The sequence below is a fragment of the Pseudomonas sp. PVC-5-1 genome (assembly GCF_057444345.1).
The window spans coordinates 2,553,332-2,572,655 of sequence record NZ_CM172024.1 but is presented as its reverse complement, the minus strand read 5'-3'; the positions used below and the strand labels follow the sequence as shown (position 1 = coordinate 2,572,655).

The window sequence follows — 19,324 nt, the reverse complement described above, 5'->3', positions numbered from 1 at the left end:
GCGCCTGGCGAGGACGGTCGAGGTTAGCTAGATTTGATCGATAGACATCTAAGTCGCTGACTATCACTGGCCTCCAAGGCCCGCGTAGTCGAGATACCCCTCTGCTAGCGCTTTGTTGAATCTCAGTTGTGCGCGTCAGCCAGGTACGGCTACCTGCAGATGCAATTCTGGCTGCCAGGTAGCCCGCAACCGTTGCGGGCCACCTCATCAGACACAGCGAGGAGGTTCACATGCTTGGCATGCATGAACTGGTTCGTGCCGATTTCTTCGGCGTTCACGCCCTCCAAACCACTCGGTACATCTTGGCACCCGCTCCACTTGCTCGGCCTGACCCACGATGGCTGACGCCCCTCTGCACTTCCAATCCCCCCTCCGACGCTTGCGATCAAACAATCAGCTCGCGCCTTTTGCACCTGCATCACCTGCCCGACAACCCTTCGTGACGGCGTTTTCGACGCTGGGTTAACGCAGTGCTTCACGCTACAGAATGGGAGTTTTCAGGCAAAAGGAGTTCGGCCTCAAAGGCGCCGCTGTGAGCTACAGCAGGTGTGATGCCATCGTAATCGCGAGGAATTTGGAAATGGCAACCCGAATTGATGGTACCCCGTCTCCTGACAATCTGAATGCGCCAGACAATGAAGACTACGAAATCCATGGTGGTGATGGAGGTGACACGGTTTCTGCCCGCGGTGGTAACGACCTACTGTTTGGCGAGGGTGGCAACGACACCCTCGACGGCGGCGACGGCAACGACACCCTCGATGGTGGCGAGGGCCAGGACACGCTGATCGGCGGCCAGGGTGATGACATCCTTGGCGGCGCTGCCTTTGTAACCAATGATTTCATCAGCTTCCAGGGCAATATCTACCGGGGCGGCGCAGGCAACGACACCCTGCGCGGTACCGGTGGTGCCGATGTCTACGAATTCAATCTTGGCGATGGCCAGGACCTGATCCAGGAAAACCTCTACTACGGCGGTATCACCGATATCCTGCGCTTCGGCCCCGGCATCGCCCCCAGCGACATCGTGGTCAGCAAGAACGGCATGGACCTGGTGCTGGCCCACCGCAACGGCTCGGACCGCGTCACCATACAGAACTGGTTCCTTCAATCGAACTTCCAGGACAACGCCCAGTACCAGGTCGAGCGCATCGAATTCGCCGACGGCACTGTGTGGACCTCCACGCAAATCACCGCACCGTTCCAGACCCAGACCGGCACCGCCGGCAATGACACCCTGACCGGCCTGGCTGGCTACAGCGATACCCTCACCGGCCTTGAGGGCGACGACGTGCTGGATGGCTTGGGCGGCGATGACCTGCTCGACGGCGGGCTGGGGGCCGATACCCTGATCGGCGGGGCCGGCAGCGACACGCTGGTGGGCGGCGATGGCGACGACACCCTCAAAGGCGACGGCGAGCAAGACACCCTGCTCGGTGGCCTCGGCGCCGACACGTTGGAAGGTGGTTCAGGCAACGACACCCTCGACGGCGGCGATGGCAACGACACCCTTGATGGTGGCGACGGCCTGGACACCCTGGTCGGCGGCCAGGGTGATGACATCCTTGGCGGCGCTGCCTTTGTAACCAATGATTTCATCAGCTTCCAGGGCAATATCTACCGGGGCGGCGCAGGCAACGACACCCTGCGCGGTACCGGTGGTGCCGATGTCTACGAATTCAATCTTGGCGATGGCCAGGACCTGATCCAGGAAAACCTCTACTACGGCGGTATCACCGATATCCTGCGCTTCGGCCCCGGCATCGCCCCCAGCGACATCGTGGTCAGCAAGAACGGCATGGACCTGGTGCTGGCCCACCGCAACGGCTCGGACCGCGTCACCATACAGAACTGGTTCCTTCAATCGAACTTCCAGGACAACGCCCAGTACCAGGTCGAGCGCATCGAATTCGCCGACGGCACTGTGTGGACCTCCACGCAAATCACCGCACCGTTCCAGACCCAGACCGGCACCGCCGGCAATGACACCCTGACCGGCCTGGCTGGCTACAGCGATACCCTCACCGGCCTTGAGGGCGACGACGTGCTGGATGGCTTGGGCGGCGATGACCTGCTCGACGGCGGGCTGGGGGCCGATACCCTGATCGGCGGGGCCGGCAGCGACACGCTGGTGGGCGGCGATGGCGACGACACCCTCAAAGGCGACGGCGAGCAAGACACCCTGCTCGGTGGCCTCGGCGCCGACACGTTGGAAGGTGGTTCAGGCAACGACACCCTCGACGGCGGCGATGGCAACGACACCCTTGATGGTGGCGACGGCCTGGACACCCTGGTCGGCGGCCAGGGCGATGACATTCTTGGCGGCGCTTACGCAACCAGCGACTTCGTCAGTTTCCCGGGCAATATCTACCGTGGCGGCACTGGCAACGACACCCTGCGCGGTACCGGTGGTGCCGATATCTACGAATTCAACCTTGGCGATGGCCAGGACCTGATCCAGGAAAACCTCTACTACGGCGGTATCACCGATATCCTGCGCTTCGGCCCCGGCATCGCCCCCAGCGACATCGTGGTCAGCAAGAACGGCATGGACCTGGTGCTGGCCCACCGCAACGGCTCGGACCGCGTCACCATACAGAACTGGTTCCTTCAATCGAACTTCCAGGACAACGCCCAGTACCAGGTCGAGCGCATCGAATTCGCCGACGGCACTGTGTGGACCTCCACGCAAATCACCGCACCGTTCCAGACCCAGACCGGCACCGCCGGCAATGACACCCTGACCGGCCTGGCTGGCTACAGCGATACCCTCACCGGCCTTGAGGGCGACGACGTGCTGGATGGCTTGGGCGGCGATGACCTGCTCGACGGCGGGCTGGGGGCCGATACCCTGATCGGCGGGGCCGGCAGCGACACGCTGGTGGGCGGCGATGGCGACGACACCCTCAAAGGCGACGGCGAGCAAGACACCCTGCTCGGTGGCCTCGGCGCCGACACGTTGGAAGGTGGTTCAGGCAACGACACCCTCGACGGCGGCGATGGCAACGACACCCTTGATGGTGGCGACGGCCTGGACACCCTGGTCGGCGGCCAGGGCGATGACATTCTTGGCGGCGCTTACGCAACCAGCGACTTCGTCAGTTTCCCGGGCAATATCTACCGTGGCGGCACTGGCAACGACACCCTGCGCGGTACCGGTGGTGCCGATATCTACGAATTCAACCTTGGCGATGGCCAGGACCTGATCCAGGAAAACCTCTACTACGGCGGTATCACCGATATCCTGCGCTTCGGCCCCGGCATCGCCCCCAGCGACATCGTGGTCAGCAAGAACGGCATGGACCTGGTGCTGGCCCACCGCAACGGCTCGGACCGCGTCACCATACAGAACTGGTTCCTTCAATCGAACTTCCAGGACAACGCCCAGTACCAGGTCGAGCGCATCGAATTCGCCGACGGCACTGTGTGGACCTCCACGCAAATCACCGCACCGTTCCAGACCCAGACCGGCACCGCCGGCAATGACACCCTGACCGGCCTGGCTGGCTACAGCGATACCCTCACCGGCCTTGAGGGCGACGACGTGCTGGATGGCTTGGGCGGCGATGACCTGCTCGACGGCGGGCTGGGGGCCGATACCCTGATCGGCGGGGCCGGCAGCGACACGCTGGTGGGCGGCGATGGCGACGACACCCTCAAAGGCGACGGCGAGCAAGACACCCTGCTCGGTGGCCTCGGCGCTGATACTTTGGAAGGTGGTTCGGGTAATGACACCCTCGATGGCGGCGATGGCAACGACACCCTTGATGGTGGCGACGGCCCGGACACCCTGGTCGGCGGCCAGGGCGATGACATTCTTGGCGGCGCTTACGCAACCAGCGACTTCGTCAGTTTCCTGGGCAATATCTACCGTGGCGGCACTGGCAACGACACCCTGCGCGGTACCGGTGGTGCCGATATCTACGAATTCAACCTTGGCGATGGCCAGGACCTGATCCAGGAAAACCTCTACTACGGCGGTATCACCGATATCCTGCGCTTCGGCCCCGGCATCGCCCCCAGCGACATCGTGGTCAGCAAGAACGGCATGGACCTGATACTCGCCCACCACAACGGCACGGACGGCGTCACCGTGCAGAACTGGTTCCTTCAATCGAGCTTCCAGGACAACACCCAATACCAGATCGAACGCATTGAGTTCGCCGACGGCACTGTGTGGACCTCCGCCTCGATTGGCGACAATCACGCGCCGACGGTAGCAGCAACTATCGCCGATCAATCTGCCTTGGAAGACCAAGTATTCACGCTGGTGGTACCACCCAGCACCTTCACGGATGGGGATGCAGGCGACACCCTGCACTACACCGCCAACCTGGCTAATGGCTCGCCACTTCCCACCTGGCTACATTTCGACGGCACCACGCTCACACTCAGTGGCACCCCCAGCAACGCAGACGTAGGTACGCTCACCCTTCGAGTCAATGCCATCGACAGCCTTGGGGCCAGCGCTGCGGTGACCTTCGCCCTTAGCGTCGGCAACGTCAATGACGCCCCAGAGCTGCACAATGCAATCCCCGACCAGGCCACATCGGAAGGTCAGCCGTTCATCTACACGATTGCGCCAAACACCTTCGTCGATGTCGACGCGGGCGACGCTTTGACCTATGCCGCAACGCTGGCAGGCGGCACTGCCCTGCCGACCTGGCTGAGCTTCAATACCCTAACAGGCCAATTCTCTGGCACCCCCGGTGCTGCAGATACCGGGGCGTTCGAGGTGCGCGTCATTGCCACCGACCTGGCAGGCGCCAGTGTTGCCGATACCTTCACCCTGACGGTGCGCACCCTCAACCACGCACCGGTCGTCGCCCAACCCCTGATAGCCCAGGCGGCAACCGATAGCCAGCCGTTCAGCTACACCGTACCGGCAAGCACGTTTACCGACCCGGACGCTGGCGACACCCTGAACTACACCGCGATGCTCGCTGGGGGCGCGGCATTACCCGCTTGGCTGCATTTCGACACCCGCACACGCACCTTCACCGGCACCCCGGATGACCCAGATATCGGCACCCTCACAGTTCGAGTGGTGGCAACGGACAGCGCAGGTGCTCAAGCCAGCAGCGATTTTGCCCTGACTGTGATCAACCAGCCTGAAGCGCCCAGCAACATCCTGCTGGACGTAGCTTCCGTGGACGAAAACGCCGCCGCAGGCACCTTGATCGGAACACTGTCCAGCACCGATCCCGACACTGGCGACGTAAACACCTACCAGCTCCTGGACGATGCCAACGGCCGCTTCGTACTGGTCGATAACCAATTGCGCGTGAACAACGGCAGCTTGCTGGACCGCGAAAGCGCGGCAAGTCACAGTATTCTGGTGCGCGCCACCGACAGCACGGGGCTGAGTGTCGATACAGTGCTGAACGTCGACGTGAGGAACGTCAACGAAACGCCCACCGCCATCGCCCTTGCATCCACCGGCATTGATGAACGCGGGATCGATGGCGAGTTGGTGGGTACCCTCAGCACCGCAGACCCCGACCACGACGCACAATTCAGCTACCTGCTGCTCGATGACGCGGGTGGGCGCTTCTTGCTGCAAGGCAATCAGCTCCTGGTCGCCAACGCCAGTCTGATCGACTTTGAAAGCCATCCGACACATACCGTGAAGGTTCGCTCGACCGATCAAGGCGGGTTGAGCGTCGACCAGGACCTGATCGTCACGGTGAGAAACATCGATGGTGATCTGCTGGTCAGCCAAGTATCGCCACGTTACTCCGTGGCGCTGGCGAACAGTGGAATGCCGATTGAGCTTGTCTGGACCATCACCAACCGTGGCGAAGCGCCGATCACTGGCACTTGGACCGACCTGATCTATCTGGACGATCCCAATACGCCCGAGCGTGATCGCCTGGTGGGCGAGTTCAGCTTTACCGGCACACTGAACCCGGATTCGCCACTGCAGCGCATTCAGTCCGTCCCCATTCCGCTCGAAGCGCTGGGTGACTATCGCTTTGTCGTTATCACAGATGCCGGTAATAGGGTTGCAGAAGGCACGCTGGGTGAAAACAACAATGTGACGGTTTCAGATACCCTCATCCACTTCAGCCTGCCGCCCAGCCCCAATCTGGTAGTGGATCACATCACCACGCCGACGAGCGTTTTCCAAGGCAACACCATCACCGTCCAGTGGGTGGTCAAGAACACCGGTACCAGCCCGACCACGTCACCCACCTGGGCCGACGCGGTATGGCTGTCCACAGACGACCAATTGAACACCGGAGCATTCAGCACCGACGTGCTGCTGGGGCTGGTGCAGAACCCAGGTTATCTGGGCATCGGTGAATCCTATGCCAACCAGGCAACCTTCAAGTTGCCGAGCAATCTTCAGGGAAACTTCCACATTCTCGTGCAGACGGACGCCAACCGGAACCTGCTTGAAATCGGCCACGAGGACGACAATCTGCTGGCCAGCCCCACCATCGACATCCAGGCCGTGCCGCTGGCTCAGCAGTCCGACCTGCAAGTTGAACGGGTGAGCGCACCGGCCCAGGCATTTTCAGACCAGGTAGTAAACATCAGGTACTCCGTGAGCAATGTCGGCGAAACCGCCATTGCCTGGAACCCACAGGGCGGAACATGGACCGCACAGGTGTTCTTCTCGACTGACAACGTGCTGGATGACAGCGACCTACTGCTGCGCACAGTGGTGCAGTGGTTCTATGATCCCAACCTGCTGGGCGGGTTCGCACCGGCTGGTCAGTCGCAGACGTCCGCAACGGACTTTGCGCCGTTGTCCTCGTTACCCTCCCCCCTGCACCAAAGCCTGTTCTCGACCAGCATGAATGTGATGCTGCCAAGCGGCTATTCAGGCGACGCGTACCTGTTCGTGCGGCTCACCCCAGCGCCAGGGGTCAGCAACCCGCTGCAATCCAACGACAAGGATTACGACCCTGAACCCACACTGGTACGCCTGACCCCGCCACCCGACTTGCTGCCGGTGTCCATCAGTACCTCGGGGCAAGCCGTTGCCGGGCACACCGTTGGCATCACCTTCAGTGTGGCCAACCATGGGCTCAGTGCGCCAGCAGTGAGTGGCTGGTACGACAGCGCCTACCTGTCCAGCGATACCACGCTCGATGCCGGTGACATCAAGCTAACGCCCACCGACCTGCATCGCGCAGGCACCCTCGCCATCGGCGAGCAATACACGCAGAACTTCACGGCCACCCTGCCCAACGGCATTGCGGGCACCTACTACCTGATCGCCAGTACCGACAGCCGTAACAACGTGTTCGAACTGGATAACGCGAACAACATCTTCACCTCCGCGCCGATCACTGTGCTTTCCCTTCCCGCCGACCTGGTTGTCAGTGCCATCAGCGTTCCGGCAACCGCACTGCAAGGCTTGGGGCTGAGGGTAAACTGGACGGTGACCAACCAGGGTTCAGGAGACAGTATCGTCTCCAGTTGGGGAGACAGGATCATCCTGTCCAGCGATTCGGTACTGGGCAATGCGGATGATCGCACGCTTGCCCAGGTTCGCCACACAGGCTTGTTGGAAGCGGGCCAAAGCTATTCCGCCAGCACCTTTGTCACCCTGCCGACCAAATGGACGGGAGAATCGAAACTCTTCGTCGTGGCCGACCAAGGCCAAGAGCCGGATCAGGTTTATGAAGGGGCCGGCGAAGACAACAACGCCACCTCTACCCCGGTCGATATCAAGCCCTGGCCCGCCGACCTGCAGGTTTCATTGGTCAGCGCACCTGCGGCCGCCGACTCCGGGCGCCCGCTCACGGTCAAGTACACCGTCACCAACCAGGGGCCAGGGCCCGCCAGGATCGAAAGTACACCGTGGCATGATGCAGTGGTGCTGTCGAAGGACACCACGCTGGGCAACGAAGACGACCTGGTATTTTTGGTAGCGGGTCATACCGGCGTATTGGGCGCTCAACAACAGGATCAGCGTACGGTCACCCTGGAACTGCCCATTGACCTGCAGGGCGACTATTGGACCTTTGTACGCACCGACGTCCTCGAAGCGGTCGCCGAAGGTGGGCAACTGGCGAACAACGCGGCCATCAGCGCCACCACCACAAGCATTGCCCTGAGCCCTACCCCCGACCTGGTCATTCGCAACCTACAGGCCGTTGGCAGTGCGATCAGTGGCCAAGCCATTACGTTGACCTGGGATGTGCTGAATCAGAACGCTGCCCTAGAGGAAACGGTGTGGCGCCAGTCCTTCTACTTGTCCCTCGATACGGTTTTTGATCGAACCAGCGATGTGTTCCTCGGCTTTGCCGACTACCAGACTGCGCTGGCGGCACACGGCACGCTGTCGTTCACCGAGAGTTTCCAGATACCCAAAGGCGTGGCGGGCCAGTACTACCTGTTTGGCATGGTCGACAGCCGAAACGTGATCTACGAAAGGAACGGCGAAACCGACAACGTAGCTACCGCCAACCAAGCCTTGCAGATCGCCCTTCCCCCGCCCGTGGACTACACCCCAACGGCCATCATCCTGCCGGCGTCGAGCGTGGCCGGCAAACCCACCAGCATCAGCTACACCGTTAGCAACTTGAGCGAAAACACGGGCACCGGCGCTTGGCTGGATGCCGTGTACCTGTCCAAGGACAACGTCTGGGATGTGAACGACGCCCTGTTTGCCCGGGTTGAAACCCGTGGGCCAGTCAATGGCGGCAGCCAGTACTCGGGAACGGCCGCAGGTGAAATGCCCGGCGTGCTACCAGGCGACTACTACGTCATTGTGCGCAGCGACGTCCGCAATCAGCTCAGTGAAACCAACGAGGCCAACAACCAGTTGGTTTCCAGCGACAAGGTCCACGTCGATGTCGTGGGCCTGACACTGGGTACACCTGTCACCGATACGTTGCTGAGCGCAGGCAACTACGCCCGCCCAGAGGCCGGGCAAGCCTTCTACCGGATCGATGTGGCGGCGGGCGAAACATTGAAGATTGCCTACGACAGCCTCGCGGCGAGCGGCCATACCGAGCTGTACGTCAGCTATGAGCGCATGCCCACCCGGTCGGCGTTCGACTATGCCTTCACTCTGGCCGACGCCCCTGACCAGAACATCGTGGTTGCCAACACCCACGCCGGCACCTACTACATCATGGCCTTCAGCCCTGATGCGAACATGGTCGAGCAGCCCGGCCCTTTGGCTACGGCGTCTACCTTTACACCCGCCGCGTACACGATCACAGCCGATATCCTGCAGTTCTCGATCACCGACATCGGCACCCATGTCGGCAGCAATAAGGGCAATGTGACCCTGCGCATCGACGGCGCCAAATTTACCGAGCACACAACCGCACAGTTGGTTGGCAGTGATGGCGTGGCGCACACTGCCAAGCAGGTGTTCTGGAAGGACAGTACCGAGCTGTGGGCAACCTTCGACCTTACCGGCATGGCGACAGAGGCCTACGACGTCAAGCTTGTGGACGGCGCCAAAGCCGCGCTGTTGAACGATGCCTTCACCGTCAACACCGGTGCCCTCGGCCACGTCGAGTATGGTGTCGAGACGCCATCGGCGTTGCTGGTGGGGCGCAGCGGCGTCGTGCGCATCGTGTACAAGAACGTTGGCGATACGGATGCCACCGCCCCGCTGCTGACTGTTTCTGGCAATGCCTTGTTCAAGCTGCCGGAAGATGCCCAGTTTGGAGGCACCAGCTTGCAGTTCCTGGCCATCAACGAAGAAGGGCCAGCGGGCATTTTCAGCCCAGGTGCCGAGGGCAGCATCCAGCTCTATTTCCGCCCCAACTTCGTCGGCGCTGGCACGTTGAAAATTGGCATGTCCAGCATGACGCCAGACCAAGCCATCGACTGGAGTGCCCAGTTGGAAGCGGTCAAGCCAGTGGGCATCGATGACCTGGCCTGGGCTCAGTTGAAGGCCAACCTCATCGCGCAACTGGGAAGCACCACCACCGACTACCAGAACGCACTGGCCGAAGATGCCACGCGCCTGGACCAGGTCGAAGCCGCCAGCAACAACGTTGGCACGCTGTTCGGCATGGAGTACGCCCAGGCCGCCGCCAATGGTAGCCTGCTGCGGCCTGCTACGCCCGGCGTGCTCGGAACTGGCCAGACCTTCGACTGGGATATCACCGCCACCCGGCAGGCCAATGGCGATGTGGTCATTCGCCAAGGCCGCATGGAGGCCAATTTTGCGCTCCAAGCCGACGGCAGTTTCGTCGGCGGCGGCACGGCGCAGCTCATCCAGATTGGCAACGCGTTCTTCCTGCGCCAGCAGGATGGCAGCGAAACGGCCTTCAACCCTGACGGCACCCTGGGCAGCAGCACCGACAGCAACGGCAACCAGTTGCTTGCTTCTTACGACAACGGGCGGCTCAGCCAGATCGTCGCCACCAACGGTGACAGCCTGACCTTCAGCTACAACACCGCTGGCCGCCTGGCTGCGATGAGCGACCAGTCGGGGAGAGTCACCACCTATAGGTACGACGCCGGCAACACCTTCCTCACCAATGTCACAACAGCCAACGGCACCACCCATTACGACTATGTCACAACACCGGGTGCCGCCTTGGGCATGGTCAGCGCCATTACCCACCCTGATGGCCTGGTGCAGCAGTTTGCCTACGACAGCCAAGGCAGGCTGAGCCATTACAGCACCGGCTCGGTCGAGTACAGCTACGCTTACGACAGTGCCAATGGCATCACCATTACCGATGCCAGCGGCGCGGTCACCCGTGTGCTGCTAAACGACCGTGGCCAAGTGGCGCAGATCGAAGACGCACAGGGCCAGGTCAGCCAGTTGCGTTATGACGCCGATGGCAACCTGACCGCCATTATCAACCCGGATGGCACCGCCAGCAGCTTTGCCTACGACGCCAACGGCAACCCCCTCACGGCGCAAAATGGGCTGGGCGGCCAAGTGCAGTTCAGCTATGAAAGCGCGTTCGGCAAGCTGGCCAGCGTCACCGACCCGCGGGGCAATGCGATTGGCTACGGCTACGACGACAATGGCAACCTGGCCAAGATCGCCTATGCCGACGGCAGCAACGAAACCTACAGCTACGACGCGCAGGGCCATCTCACTGGGTCGCTAAACCGCAGCGGTGACGGTATCAGCTATAGCTACGATGCCCGCGGGCAGTTGATTACCAAGACCTACGCCGATGGCTCCAGCGCCAACTACACCTGGGATGCCCGCGGCAACCTGACCAGCGCCAGCGATGCTGACAGCCACACCAGCTACCAGTACGACGCAGCCGACCGGCTGATCAAGGTCACCGACGCTGCGGGCCGTTTCCTCAGTTACAGCTATAACGTAGCCGGCCAACGCACCGAGATGGCCGACCAGGCCGGCCACGTCACCCGCTACAGCTATAACGCCGATGGCCAGCTGGCTGAGTTGAGCGATGGTGCCGGTAACCTGATTGCCCGCTATGCCTATGACAGCACTGGCCACCTGGCCCGTGGCGACAACGGCAATGGCACTTACACCACCTATCAGTACGACGCTGCCGGGCAACTGACCCATCTGGTCAATTTCAAGGCCGATGGCACCGTCAACTCGCGCTTCGACTACACCTACGATGCGATGGGGCGACGCACCGATGTGACTACGCTGGACGGCAACACCCACTACGACTACGACGCCATCGGCCAGTTGACCGGCGTTACCTTGCCGGGTGGCCGCCATATCGAGTACCGATACGATGCGGCCGGCAACCGGCTCTCGGTCACTGACAATGGCGTGGCCGATAACTACGTGGCCAACAACCTCAACCAATACACCCAGACCGACAACGCCACCTTCACCTACGACGCTGACGGCAACCTGCACAGCAAGACCGCAAACGGCATCACCACCACCTACGGCTACGACAGCGAGAATCGGCTGGTCAGCGTCACCACACCGAGCGATACCTGGACCTACGAGTATGACGCGCTGGGTAGCCGCATCGCCAGCGTGCATAACGGGGTTCGTACCGACTATCAACTGGACCCGACCGGTATGGTGAATGTGGCGGCGGAATATGATGGTGCGGGTAATCAGATGGCGGTGTACAACTACGGAATCGGGCTGGAGAGTTCGAGCCGCGATGCGAACGGAGCCAGTTACTACGACTTTGATGCAATTGGCTCGACGGCGGGATTGACAAACACCAATGGTGCATATGTAAATCAATACCATTACTTACCGTTTGGAGAAACTGCAACATCTGGCGAAACCATCGCCAACGCATTTGAATACGCGGGCCAATGGGGTGTTATGAACGGCGACGACGGCATGCTGCTAATGCGTCAAAGGTTTTACGACCAAACCACCGGACATTTTCTCCAACAAGACCCCATTAAGCTGTCAGGAGGATTGAATCTTTATCAGTACAGCCACAATAACCCTAATTTATACATTGACCCAAAAGGTACTAACTCGTATCTCGCCGACCTATTCAGCAACGCGATGGGCAAACACTTCGACAGTTACAAGGGTGCGGACTTCATCTGGAATACTGGAGAAAACCTACTCGCCGGCGTTGAAGCGGTAGCATCCGGCTCACTTATAAAAACCTTAATATATGCCGCTGGACAAACCGAGCTAATGTATGAATATCTGGGTGTACAATCACCAACGGAGGCCGCCGATGTCATTGACGCAGCAGCGCTAATTATTGATGTTCTTGAGTTCCTACCGCTCTATAGAGCGGCGGTTATCGCCGGAGGACTTTCACCGCTAACTGCCTTTGCTGTATTTGATCTAGGCTACAAGTACGGAAGTTTTATGGACGAGCGTTTTGGCATTAGTGACAAAATCTCGACCTTTATGATCGACTTTGTCTCATCTCATTCGACTCCAGAAACCACCAACACTGTCCGTATCATCGCCCCCTCTGACCCCAATGACATCATCGGCCCGGACGGCCATGGTGACCAACACTGGGTCTCCAACAACGACGTCCTGCCCTACACCATTCGTTTCGAGAACCAGCCCACCGCCACCGCTCCAGCCCGGCAAGTGTCCATCACCCTGGACCTGGACAGCGACATCGGCGTCAACAGCTTCCGCTTGGGCGACTTTGGCTGGGGCGATATCGACATCCAGGTGCCCGAAGGCATCGCCTTCTATGCCAACCGCCTCGACCTCACTGCCAGCAAGGGCTTTTTGGTCGATGTCGTGGCCGGTATCGACGTGCAGCGTCACCAGGCCTTCTGGACCCTCACGGCAATCGACCCGAACACCGGCGAGCAACCCGACGACCCCACAGTCGGTTTCCTGCCGCCGAACACTGCCGAAGGGATTGGCGAAGGTTACGTAAGCTTCACCGTAAAACCCGCCGCCGGTTCCGCAACCGGCGCGGTGATCGATGCCAAGGCCAGCATCATCTTCGACACCAACGAGCCCATCGACACCCCGCCCATCTTCAACACCATCGATGCCCAGCTACCGACCAGCCAGATGGACACGGTCACGGGTAACACAGCGGAAATCACCGTGCAAAGCACCGAGTTCGACGTCAGCTGGCAAGGGGATGACGCAGGCTCAGGCGTGGCTGACTACACGGTTTACGTGTCCGACAATGGTGGCGCCTACCTTCCATGGCTTGAAAACACCACGCTGACCAACGCCACCTACATCGGCCAGGCCGGCCACAGCTATGCGTTCTACACCGTGGCAAGCGACCATACCGGTAACAAGGAAGCGGCGCCTGCACAGGCGGACTTGCGGGTGCTGGTAGCCGGCGCAGCCAATAGCGCGCCTTCGGGTAGCGCCAGCGCCGTTCTCGCTGCCGGCAGCGAGGATACAGCCTACACCGTGACCCGTACGGCACTGCTGAGCGGGTTCATTGACGTGGACGGTGACGCGCTGTCGGTCAGCGACCTGGTGGCTGACCACGGCACCGTGACCGACAACAGCGACGGCACCTGGACAATCACACCCACGGCCCACTACAACGGCCCGGTGGCGTTAAGTTACACGGTGCTCGACGGCAAGGGTGGCAGTACCAACGCGCTGAACAGCTTCAACCTGGCATCGGTCAACGACGCGCCGCTCGCCAACCCGGATGCACTGGATGCACTGCAAGACACGCCGGTTACCTTTACCGCAGCGCAGCTGCTGGGCAATGACAGCGATGTGGAAGGATCGCCCCTGGCCATCGTCGCGGTGTCCAGCGGCAACGGTGGCACGGTAGCGCTGGATGCCGACGGTAACGTCAGCTTCACGCCAACTGCCAACTTCTTCGGCACAGCCAGCTTCAACTACATCGCCAGCGACGGGCAAGACAACAGCAACAGTGCCGCCGTCACCGTCACAGTGGCAGCCACCCACATCAACTCGGCGCCGCTGGTGAACAGGCCCTTGGTGGACCGCACCCAAGCCTCCGGCGCAACGTTCACACTCACGCTGCCTGACGACAGCTTCACGGATGGGCAAGGCGACCCACTGACCTACACGGCGACATCCACGGATGCCTCTGCCCTGCCAGCCTGGTTGCAGTTCAACGCCAGCAGCAGGACGTTCACCGGTACGCCAGCGCTCACCGATGCCGGGCGCTACAACCTGCGGGTAACCGCCAGCGACCCAGCAGGCCTGTCGGTCAGTGACGACTTTTTGCTGGTCATTTCCCCTGTGCCGGGCAGCGTTGTGGGCAGCGACACTGCCGATACGGTCCTCGGAACCACAGGCAACGACATCATTTACGGTTTCGATGGCGATGACCTGTTAAGTGGCGGTTCCGGTAACGACCAACTGATCGGGGGCGCAGGCGACGACACCCTGGATGGAGGTGCCGGGAACGACAGGATGTACGGTGGCGCAGGTAACGACCGCTACATCGTCAACGCCATCGGCGACGCAGTCATCGAAGCCAGCAACAACGGTCGGGACCTGGTGGAGGCCAGCATCAACTACATGCTCGGCGCCGACGTTGAGGACCTACTGCTCAAAGGCATAGCCGGTATTTCTGGAACAGGCAACGCACTGGACAACGTGTTGACCGGCAACAGTGGCAACAACGTGCTTACCGGTGGCGCCGGCAATGACACACTCGATGGCGGTACCGGGCGCGACACCCTGCGCGGCGGGGAAGGCGACGACCTTTACCTGGTTGACAACACCCGGGACACGGTCACCGAAGCCAGTGGCCAAGGCATCGACACCGTTCTGTCTTCCGCCAGCGCGTACACCCTCGGCAACAATGTCGAACGTCTTGTACTGGTCGGTGCCGCGCTGTCAGGAACAGGCAATAGCGAGAACAACTTGATCATCGGAAACGGACTGGACAACGTGCTCTCCGGTGGCGCAGGCGATGACGGGCTGGAGGGCGGTGCCGGCAATGACACATTGAACGGCGGCACGGGTGCCGACGTCATGGATGGCGGTGTTGGCAACGATCTCTACTACGTGGACCATACCGGTGACAGCGTGGTTGAAAGCACCAGCGGCGATGCGGGCGGGGTCGACACAGTCTACAGCTATCTGGAAAACGGCACGTTGACACTGGCTGACAACATCGAGCATGCCCGCATTTTTGCAACCGGTGCCTCCAACCTCACCGGCAACGGCCTCGACAACCTGATCTACGCAGGTACAGGTGTGAACATCATCGATGGCAGTGGTGGCCTCGATACCCTCGATTATTCGTTTGCAATAGGCCGGGGACGAATCGGTGTAACGCTGTCGCTGAACGACTCAGCGCCAGCCACGGCAAGTGGCGGCTCGGGCGCTGATGTGATCATGGGCATCGAAAACCTGACCGGGTCGAATTTTGCGGACACCCTGACCGGCAGCAGTGGCAACAACGTGTTGAGCGGGGGCGCTGGCAACGACGTGCTGGCAGGGGGCGATGGCAACGACACCCTGATCGGCGGTGCAGGGAAAGACACCCTCACCGGAGGCGCCGGTACCGATACCTTCCGGTTCAGCGCGCTGTCCGACATGAGCACCTCCCGCTCAAACCGGGACATCATCACCGACTTTGAAGTAGGCATCGACAAACTCGACTTGTCATCGCTGGATGCCAACACCACAACGGCCACCGACAACAGCTTTGCTTCATTCATTGCCGACACCGCTGCGTTTACAGCACCAGGCCAGTTGAAGTTTTCCGCGGGTGTGCTTTACGGCAATACCGATAACGATGCCACCCCAGAGTTTTCCATCCAGCTGACAGGCGTATCCACATTGACTATCAATGACCTGATCACCTAGGCATTGCTTGGTTAGGGTCTGTATGAGAAGTCTTGAGACGAAGGTCAGGCGAGGCTGTTTTCAACGCAGCATCACCGATGTATCAAGGCTTTTCGTACAGGGCCTAGTGTGGTCTTTCAGAAGTACCACTGAAAAAGTCACTCGGCTACCTCTGGCGCTGCCTTATCGGCAGAATCCATCGTCGCCAGATAGCGGTCAATGCTCTGTTCGACTTGCAGCATGCGCGCCTTCACTTTGCCCTGGGTGAGGTTACGGTCGCGGTTATTCACGGCTTTGAATTTGCTGCCGTCGATGGCAATGATGGATTGTGAGACAAGTTTGAGGTTGCGGCACAGCACTACGAATTGCCGGCACACGCTGCGAATGGCTTTACCGTTGTCTTTGCGAAAGTCGGCAATCGTTTTGAAATCAGGAGCTAAACGCCCTGTCAGCCACATCAGCTCGACATTACGCTCTGCCTCACGCTCAAGCCGACGACTGGACTGAATCCGATTGAGGTAGCCATAGATGTATATTTTCAGCAGGACTGCTGGATGGTAAGCCGGGCGACCCGTTGCTGCTGGATCGACGCCTGCGAAACCGAGCGTCCCCTGGTCGAGTTCGTCGACGAAGACGTCGACCACTCGCACTGGATTTTCATCGGTGATGTAGTCGTCCAGGCACTCCGGCAGCAATGTGACCTGTGTCCGAGCCTCACGTCCCTGGAAGGGTGTAACTCATCTTGCGGCCCTATTGAGCGTCCTCCCCGCCTATGCTTGATCAGCATAAAACCGAAATTGACCACGTAAGGATTATTCCTTACCATTCAGTCAATACATCCGGGAGAACGCCCATGCCTGCCATCCACGAAATCGCCACATTGACCTCGAAGGGGCAGGTCACACTGCCCAAATCCGTTCGCCAGCTTTTGGGCATTGACACCGGTGGCAAGATTGCATTCGACGTACGCGGGGGTGAAATCGTGGTCAGCCGCGTAGAAACCACCCACGAAGACCCTGCCATCGGTGCGTTCCTGGGTTTGCTGGAGGCTGATATCCGAAACGGACGCAACCTCACCACCCTGCCGGAAGACTTGGCGCAAACCATGCTCGCCAATGCAAACCACCCTGTAAACCTGGACGAAGATATCGACGGTGAGGTCGCGATCTGATGCTGCGACATGGCTGGACACTGTTGTTCCATGAAGGTGTGACTTTACAGCTACGCAAATTGCAAGAAGCCGCCGCCCGAGCCGAGCAGAACGATCCGCAAGGTTTTGAGAGCAACGCCAACGTCAAGCTGTTTCGGGCATTGAGCCATCTGATCATGGAGGCTGTGCCTGCCGACCCGGGCCGTGATGAGTTCCGCCAAGGCAACACGCTGGGCACCGCCTACCGACATTGGCGGCGCGCAAAAATCGGCAGGCGTTTTCGGCTGTTCTTTCGCTACGACTCAAGGTCCAAGGTCATCGTCTATGCATGGGTCAACGACGAAAACACCCTACGGTCCGCAGGCAGCAAATCCGATCCCTACGCCGTATTCGAGAAGATGCTGGGCCGCGGCAACCCTCCTGATGACTGGGATGCGCTGACTGCTGCGACGCGTAGCGACTGGGACGAGCCCAAAGCATAAGATGCGCAAATGGGTGAGGGATTGCACGTTCTGCGCCAGCCCCGCCCCCGGTGCGTCCACTGTAATCCACTCGTAGCTGCTGTAAAAAGGGGTACATCTGCGGGTACAAAACCAATTCCCCGTTCATAACCATTTGATTTATATGAAGGGCCAAATGTTTCTTCGGGGATCCGGACAGTCTCTGAGCACGATCCCCAACACCTCATCGCGCAAATGGCCCAGGCGCTATGGATCAAGGCTTTCACGCTTGGCCGGCAAGAACGCCACGCCCCCCCTGTGGGAGCGGCTTCACCCGCGAAGCAGGCGCCGCGGTATTACATGTATTTCATCAGTCCCGATCAATCTTGCCATTTGACAAGGCTAAGGACAGGGTCGATACCAATGACATCTCTGCCAAAGGAGTCACCCATGTCGAAGCTTTATCCCAGCATTGATCCTGAGGGGCTGGTCGAGTACTCGGTGGTGTACAGCGACCGCTCGCTCAATCACATGTCGCAGACGTTTCAAGGCGTGATGAAGAACATTTCCAGAACCCTGAAACAGGTCTATAACGCCCAGGCTGTTGCGGTAGTGCCAGGCAGCGGTACATTCGGCATGGAATCGGTAGCGCGCCAGTTTGCCACCGGTCAGCAATGCCTGGTGATACGCAACGGCTGGTTCAGTTATCGCTGGAGCCAGATCCTTGAGACGGGCAACATCCCGGCGGCCACCACGGTGCTGAAAGCCCGACCGGTCGACACTGGTCGCCAGGCTGCCTACGCTCCGCCCCCTCTGGACGAAGTGCTGGCGGCGATAAAGGCGCACAAGCCGCAGATTGTCTTCGCCCCCCACGTTGAAACCTCATCCGGGATTATCCTGCCCGACGATTACCTGCGGGCCGTCGGCGACGCTGTACATGCGGTGGGCGGCCTGTTCGTGCTCGACTGCATCGCCTCAGGCACGATATGGGTTGATATGCAAAAGTGCGCAGTCGACCTGCTGATCAGCGCTCCACAGAAAGGCTGGAGCGCCTCCCCTTGCTGCGCCCTGGTGATGCTCAGTGCTTTGGCCCTGGAGCGTATCGAGCAGACGCAAAGCAGCAGTTTCGCCTGCGACCTGAAAAAGTGGCTGCAGATCATGCAGGCCTACGAACAGGGCGGGCATGCCTACCATGCGACCATGCCCAGCGACTCTCTCGCGCGATTTAACAAAGTAATCAACGAGATGCGAGCCTACGGTTTCGACAAGGTCCGCGGCGAACAACAGGCTCTGGGCGATCGGGTGCGCGCCATGTTGACTGGCAAAGGCATCAAGAGCGTGGCCGCAGCCGGCTTTCAGGCCCCGGGCGTAGTGGTGAGCTACACCGATGATGCCGATATCAAGAGCGGTAAGAAATTTGTCGAGCACGGCCTGCAGATTGCCGCCGGAGTGCCGTTGCAATGTGACGAGCCGGCCGACTTCCAGACCTTCCGCATCGGTCTGTTCGGGCTCGAAAAACTGCACAATATCGAGCGCACGGTCAGCACCCTCGAGCAGGCACTGGACGAAGTGATGGTGAACTAAGGCCTCATCCTGGCA

The 19,324-nt window shown here is 60.3% G+C and carries 4 protein-coding genes and 1 pseudogene; 4 read left to right on the top strand and 1 reads right to left on the bottom strand.

Annotated elements, in window-relative coordinates; translation table 11 throughout:
- Window positions 1-580: 580 nt before the first annotated feature.
- The gene (locus AC2T3R_RS11610) at window positions 581-16,156 is read left to right on the top strand and encodes a calcium-binding protein (RefSeq protein WP_486745139.1); all 15,576 of its coding nucleotides are present in this window, start codon (window positions 581-583) and stop codon (window positions 16,154-16,156) included.
- A 143-nt stretch (window positions 16,157-16,299) separates the two neighbouring features.
- Here the strand turns inward: AC2T3R_RS11610 and AC2T3R_RS11605 are convergent.
- Window positions 16,300-16,830 (bottom strand): annotated as a pseudogene (locus AC2T3R_RS11605) (transposase); the annotation flags it as partial.
- A gap of 158 nt (window positions 16,831-16,988) precedes the next feature.
- On the opposite strand from AC2T3R_RS11605, the gene AC2T3R_RS11600 reads away from it, so the two are divergent.
- The 3 genes from AC2T3R_RS11600 to AC2T3R_RS11590 all read left to right on the top strand — a co-directional run bounded on the left by AC2T3R_RS11600 (window position 16,989) and on the right by AC2T3R_RS11590 (window position 19,309).
- Complete coding sequence (locus AC2T3R_RS11600) at window positions 16,989-17,306, top strand: type II toxin-antitoxin system PrlF family antitoxin (RefSeq protein ID WP_085719882.1); 318 nt, start codon at window positions 16,989-16,991, stop codon at window positions 17,304-17,306.
- Complete coding sequence (locus tag AC2T3R_RS11595) at window positions 17,306-17,767, top strand: type II toxin-antitoxin system YhaV family toxin (RefSeq protein WP_156859478.1); 462 nt, start codon at window positions 17,306-17,308, stop codon at window positions 17,765-17,767. The genes AC2T3R_RS11600 and AC2T3R_RS11595 overlap by 1 nt, the downstream gene beginning before the upstream one ends.
- Window positions 17,768-18,175: 408 nt before the next feature.
- Window positions 18,176-19,309, top strand: a complete 1,134-nt coding sequence (locus tag AC2T3R_RS11590) for an aminotransferase class V-fold PLP-dependent enzyme (protein ID WP_410952867.1) — start codon at window positions 18,176-18,178, stop codon at window positions 19,307-19,309.
- Window positions 19,310-19,324 lie beyond the last annotated feature (15 nt).

Excerpts from the sequence above, each read along its gene's own strand:
- AC2T3R_RS11595 (WP_156859478.1), top strand. The coding sequence starts at position 17,306 with ATGCTGCGACATGGCTGGACACTGTTGTTCCATGAAGGTGTGACTTTA.
- AC2T3R_RS11600 (WP_085719882.1), top strand. The coding sequence starts at position 16,989 with ATGCCTGCCATCCACGAAATCGCCACATTGACCTCGAAGGGGCAGGTC.
- AC2T3R_RS11610 (WP_486745139.1), top strand. The coding sequence starts at position 581 with ATGGCAACCCGAATTGATGGTACCCCGTCTCCTGACAATCTGAATGCG.
- AC2T3R_RS11590 (WP_410952867.1), top strand. The coding sequence starts at position 18,176 with ATGTCGAAGCTTTATCCCAGCATTGATCCTGAGGGGCTGGTCGAGTAC.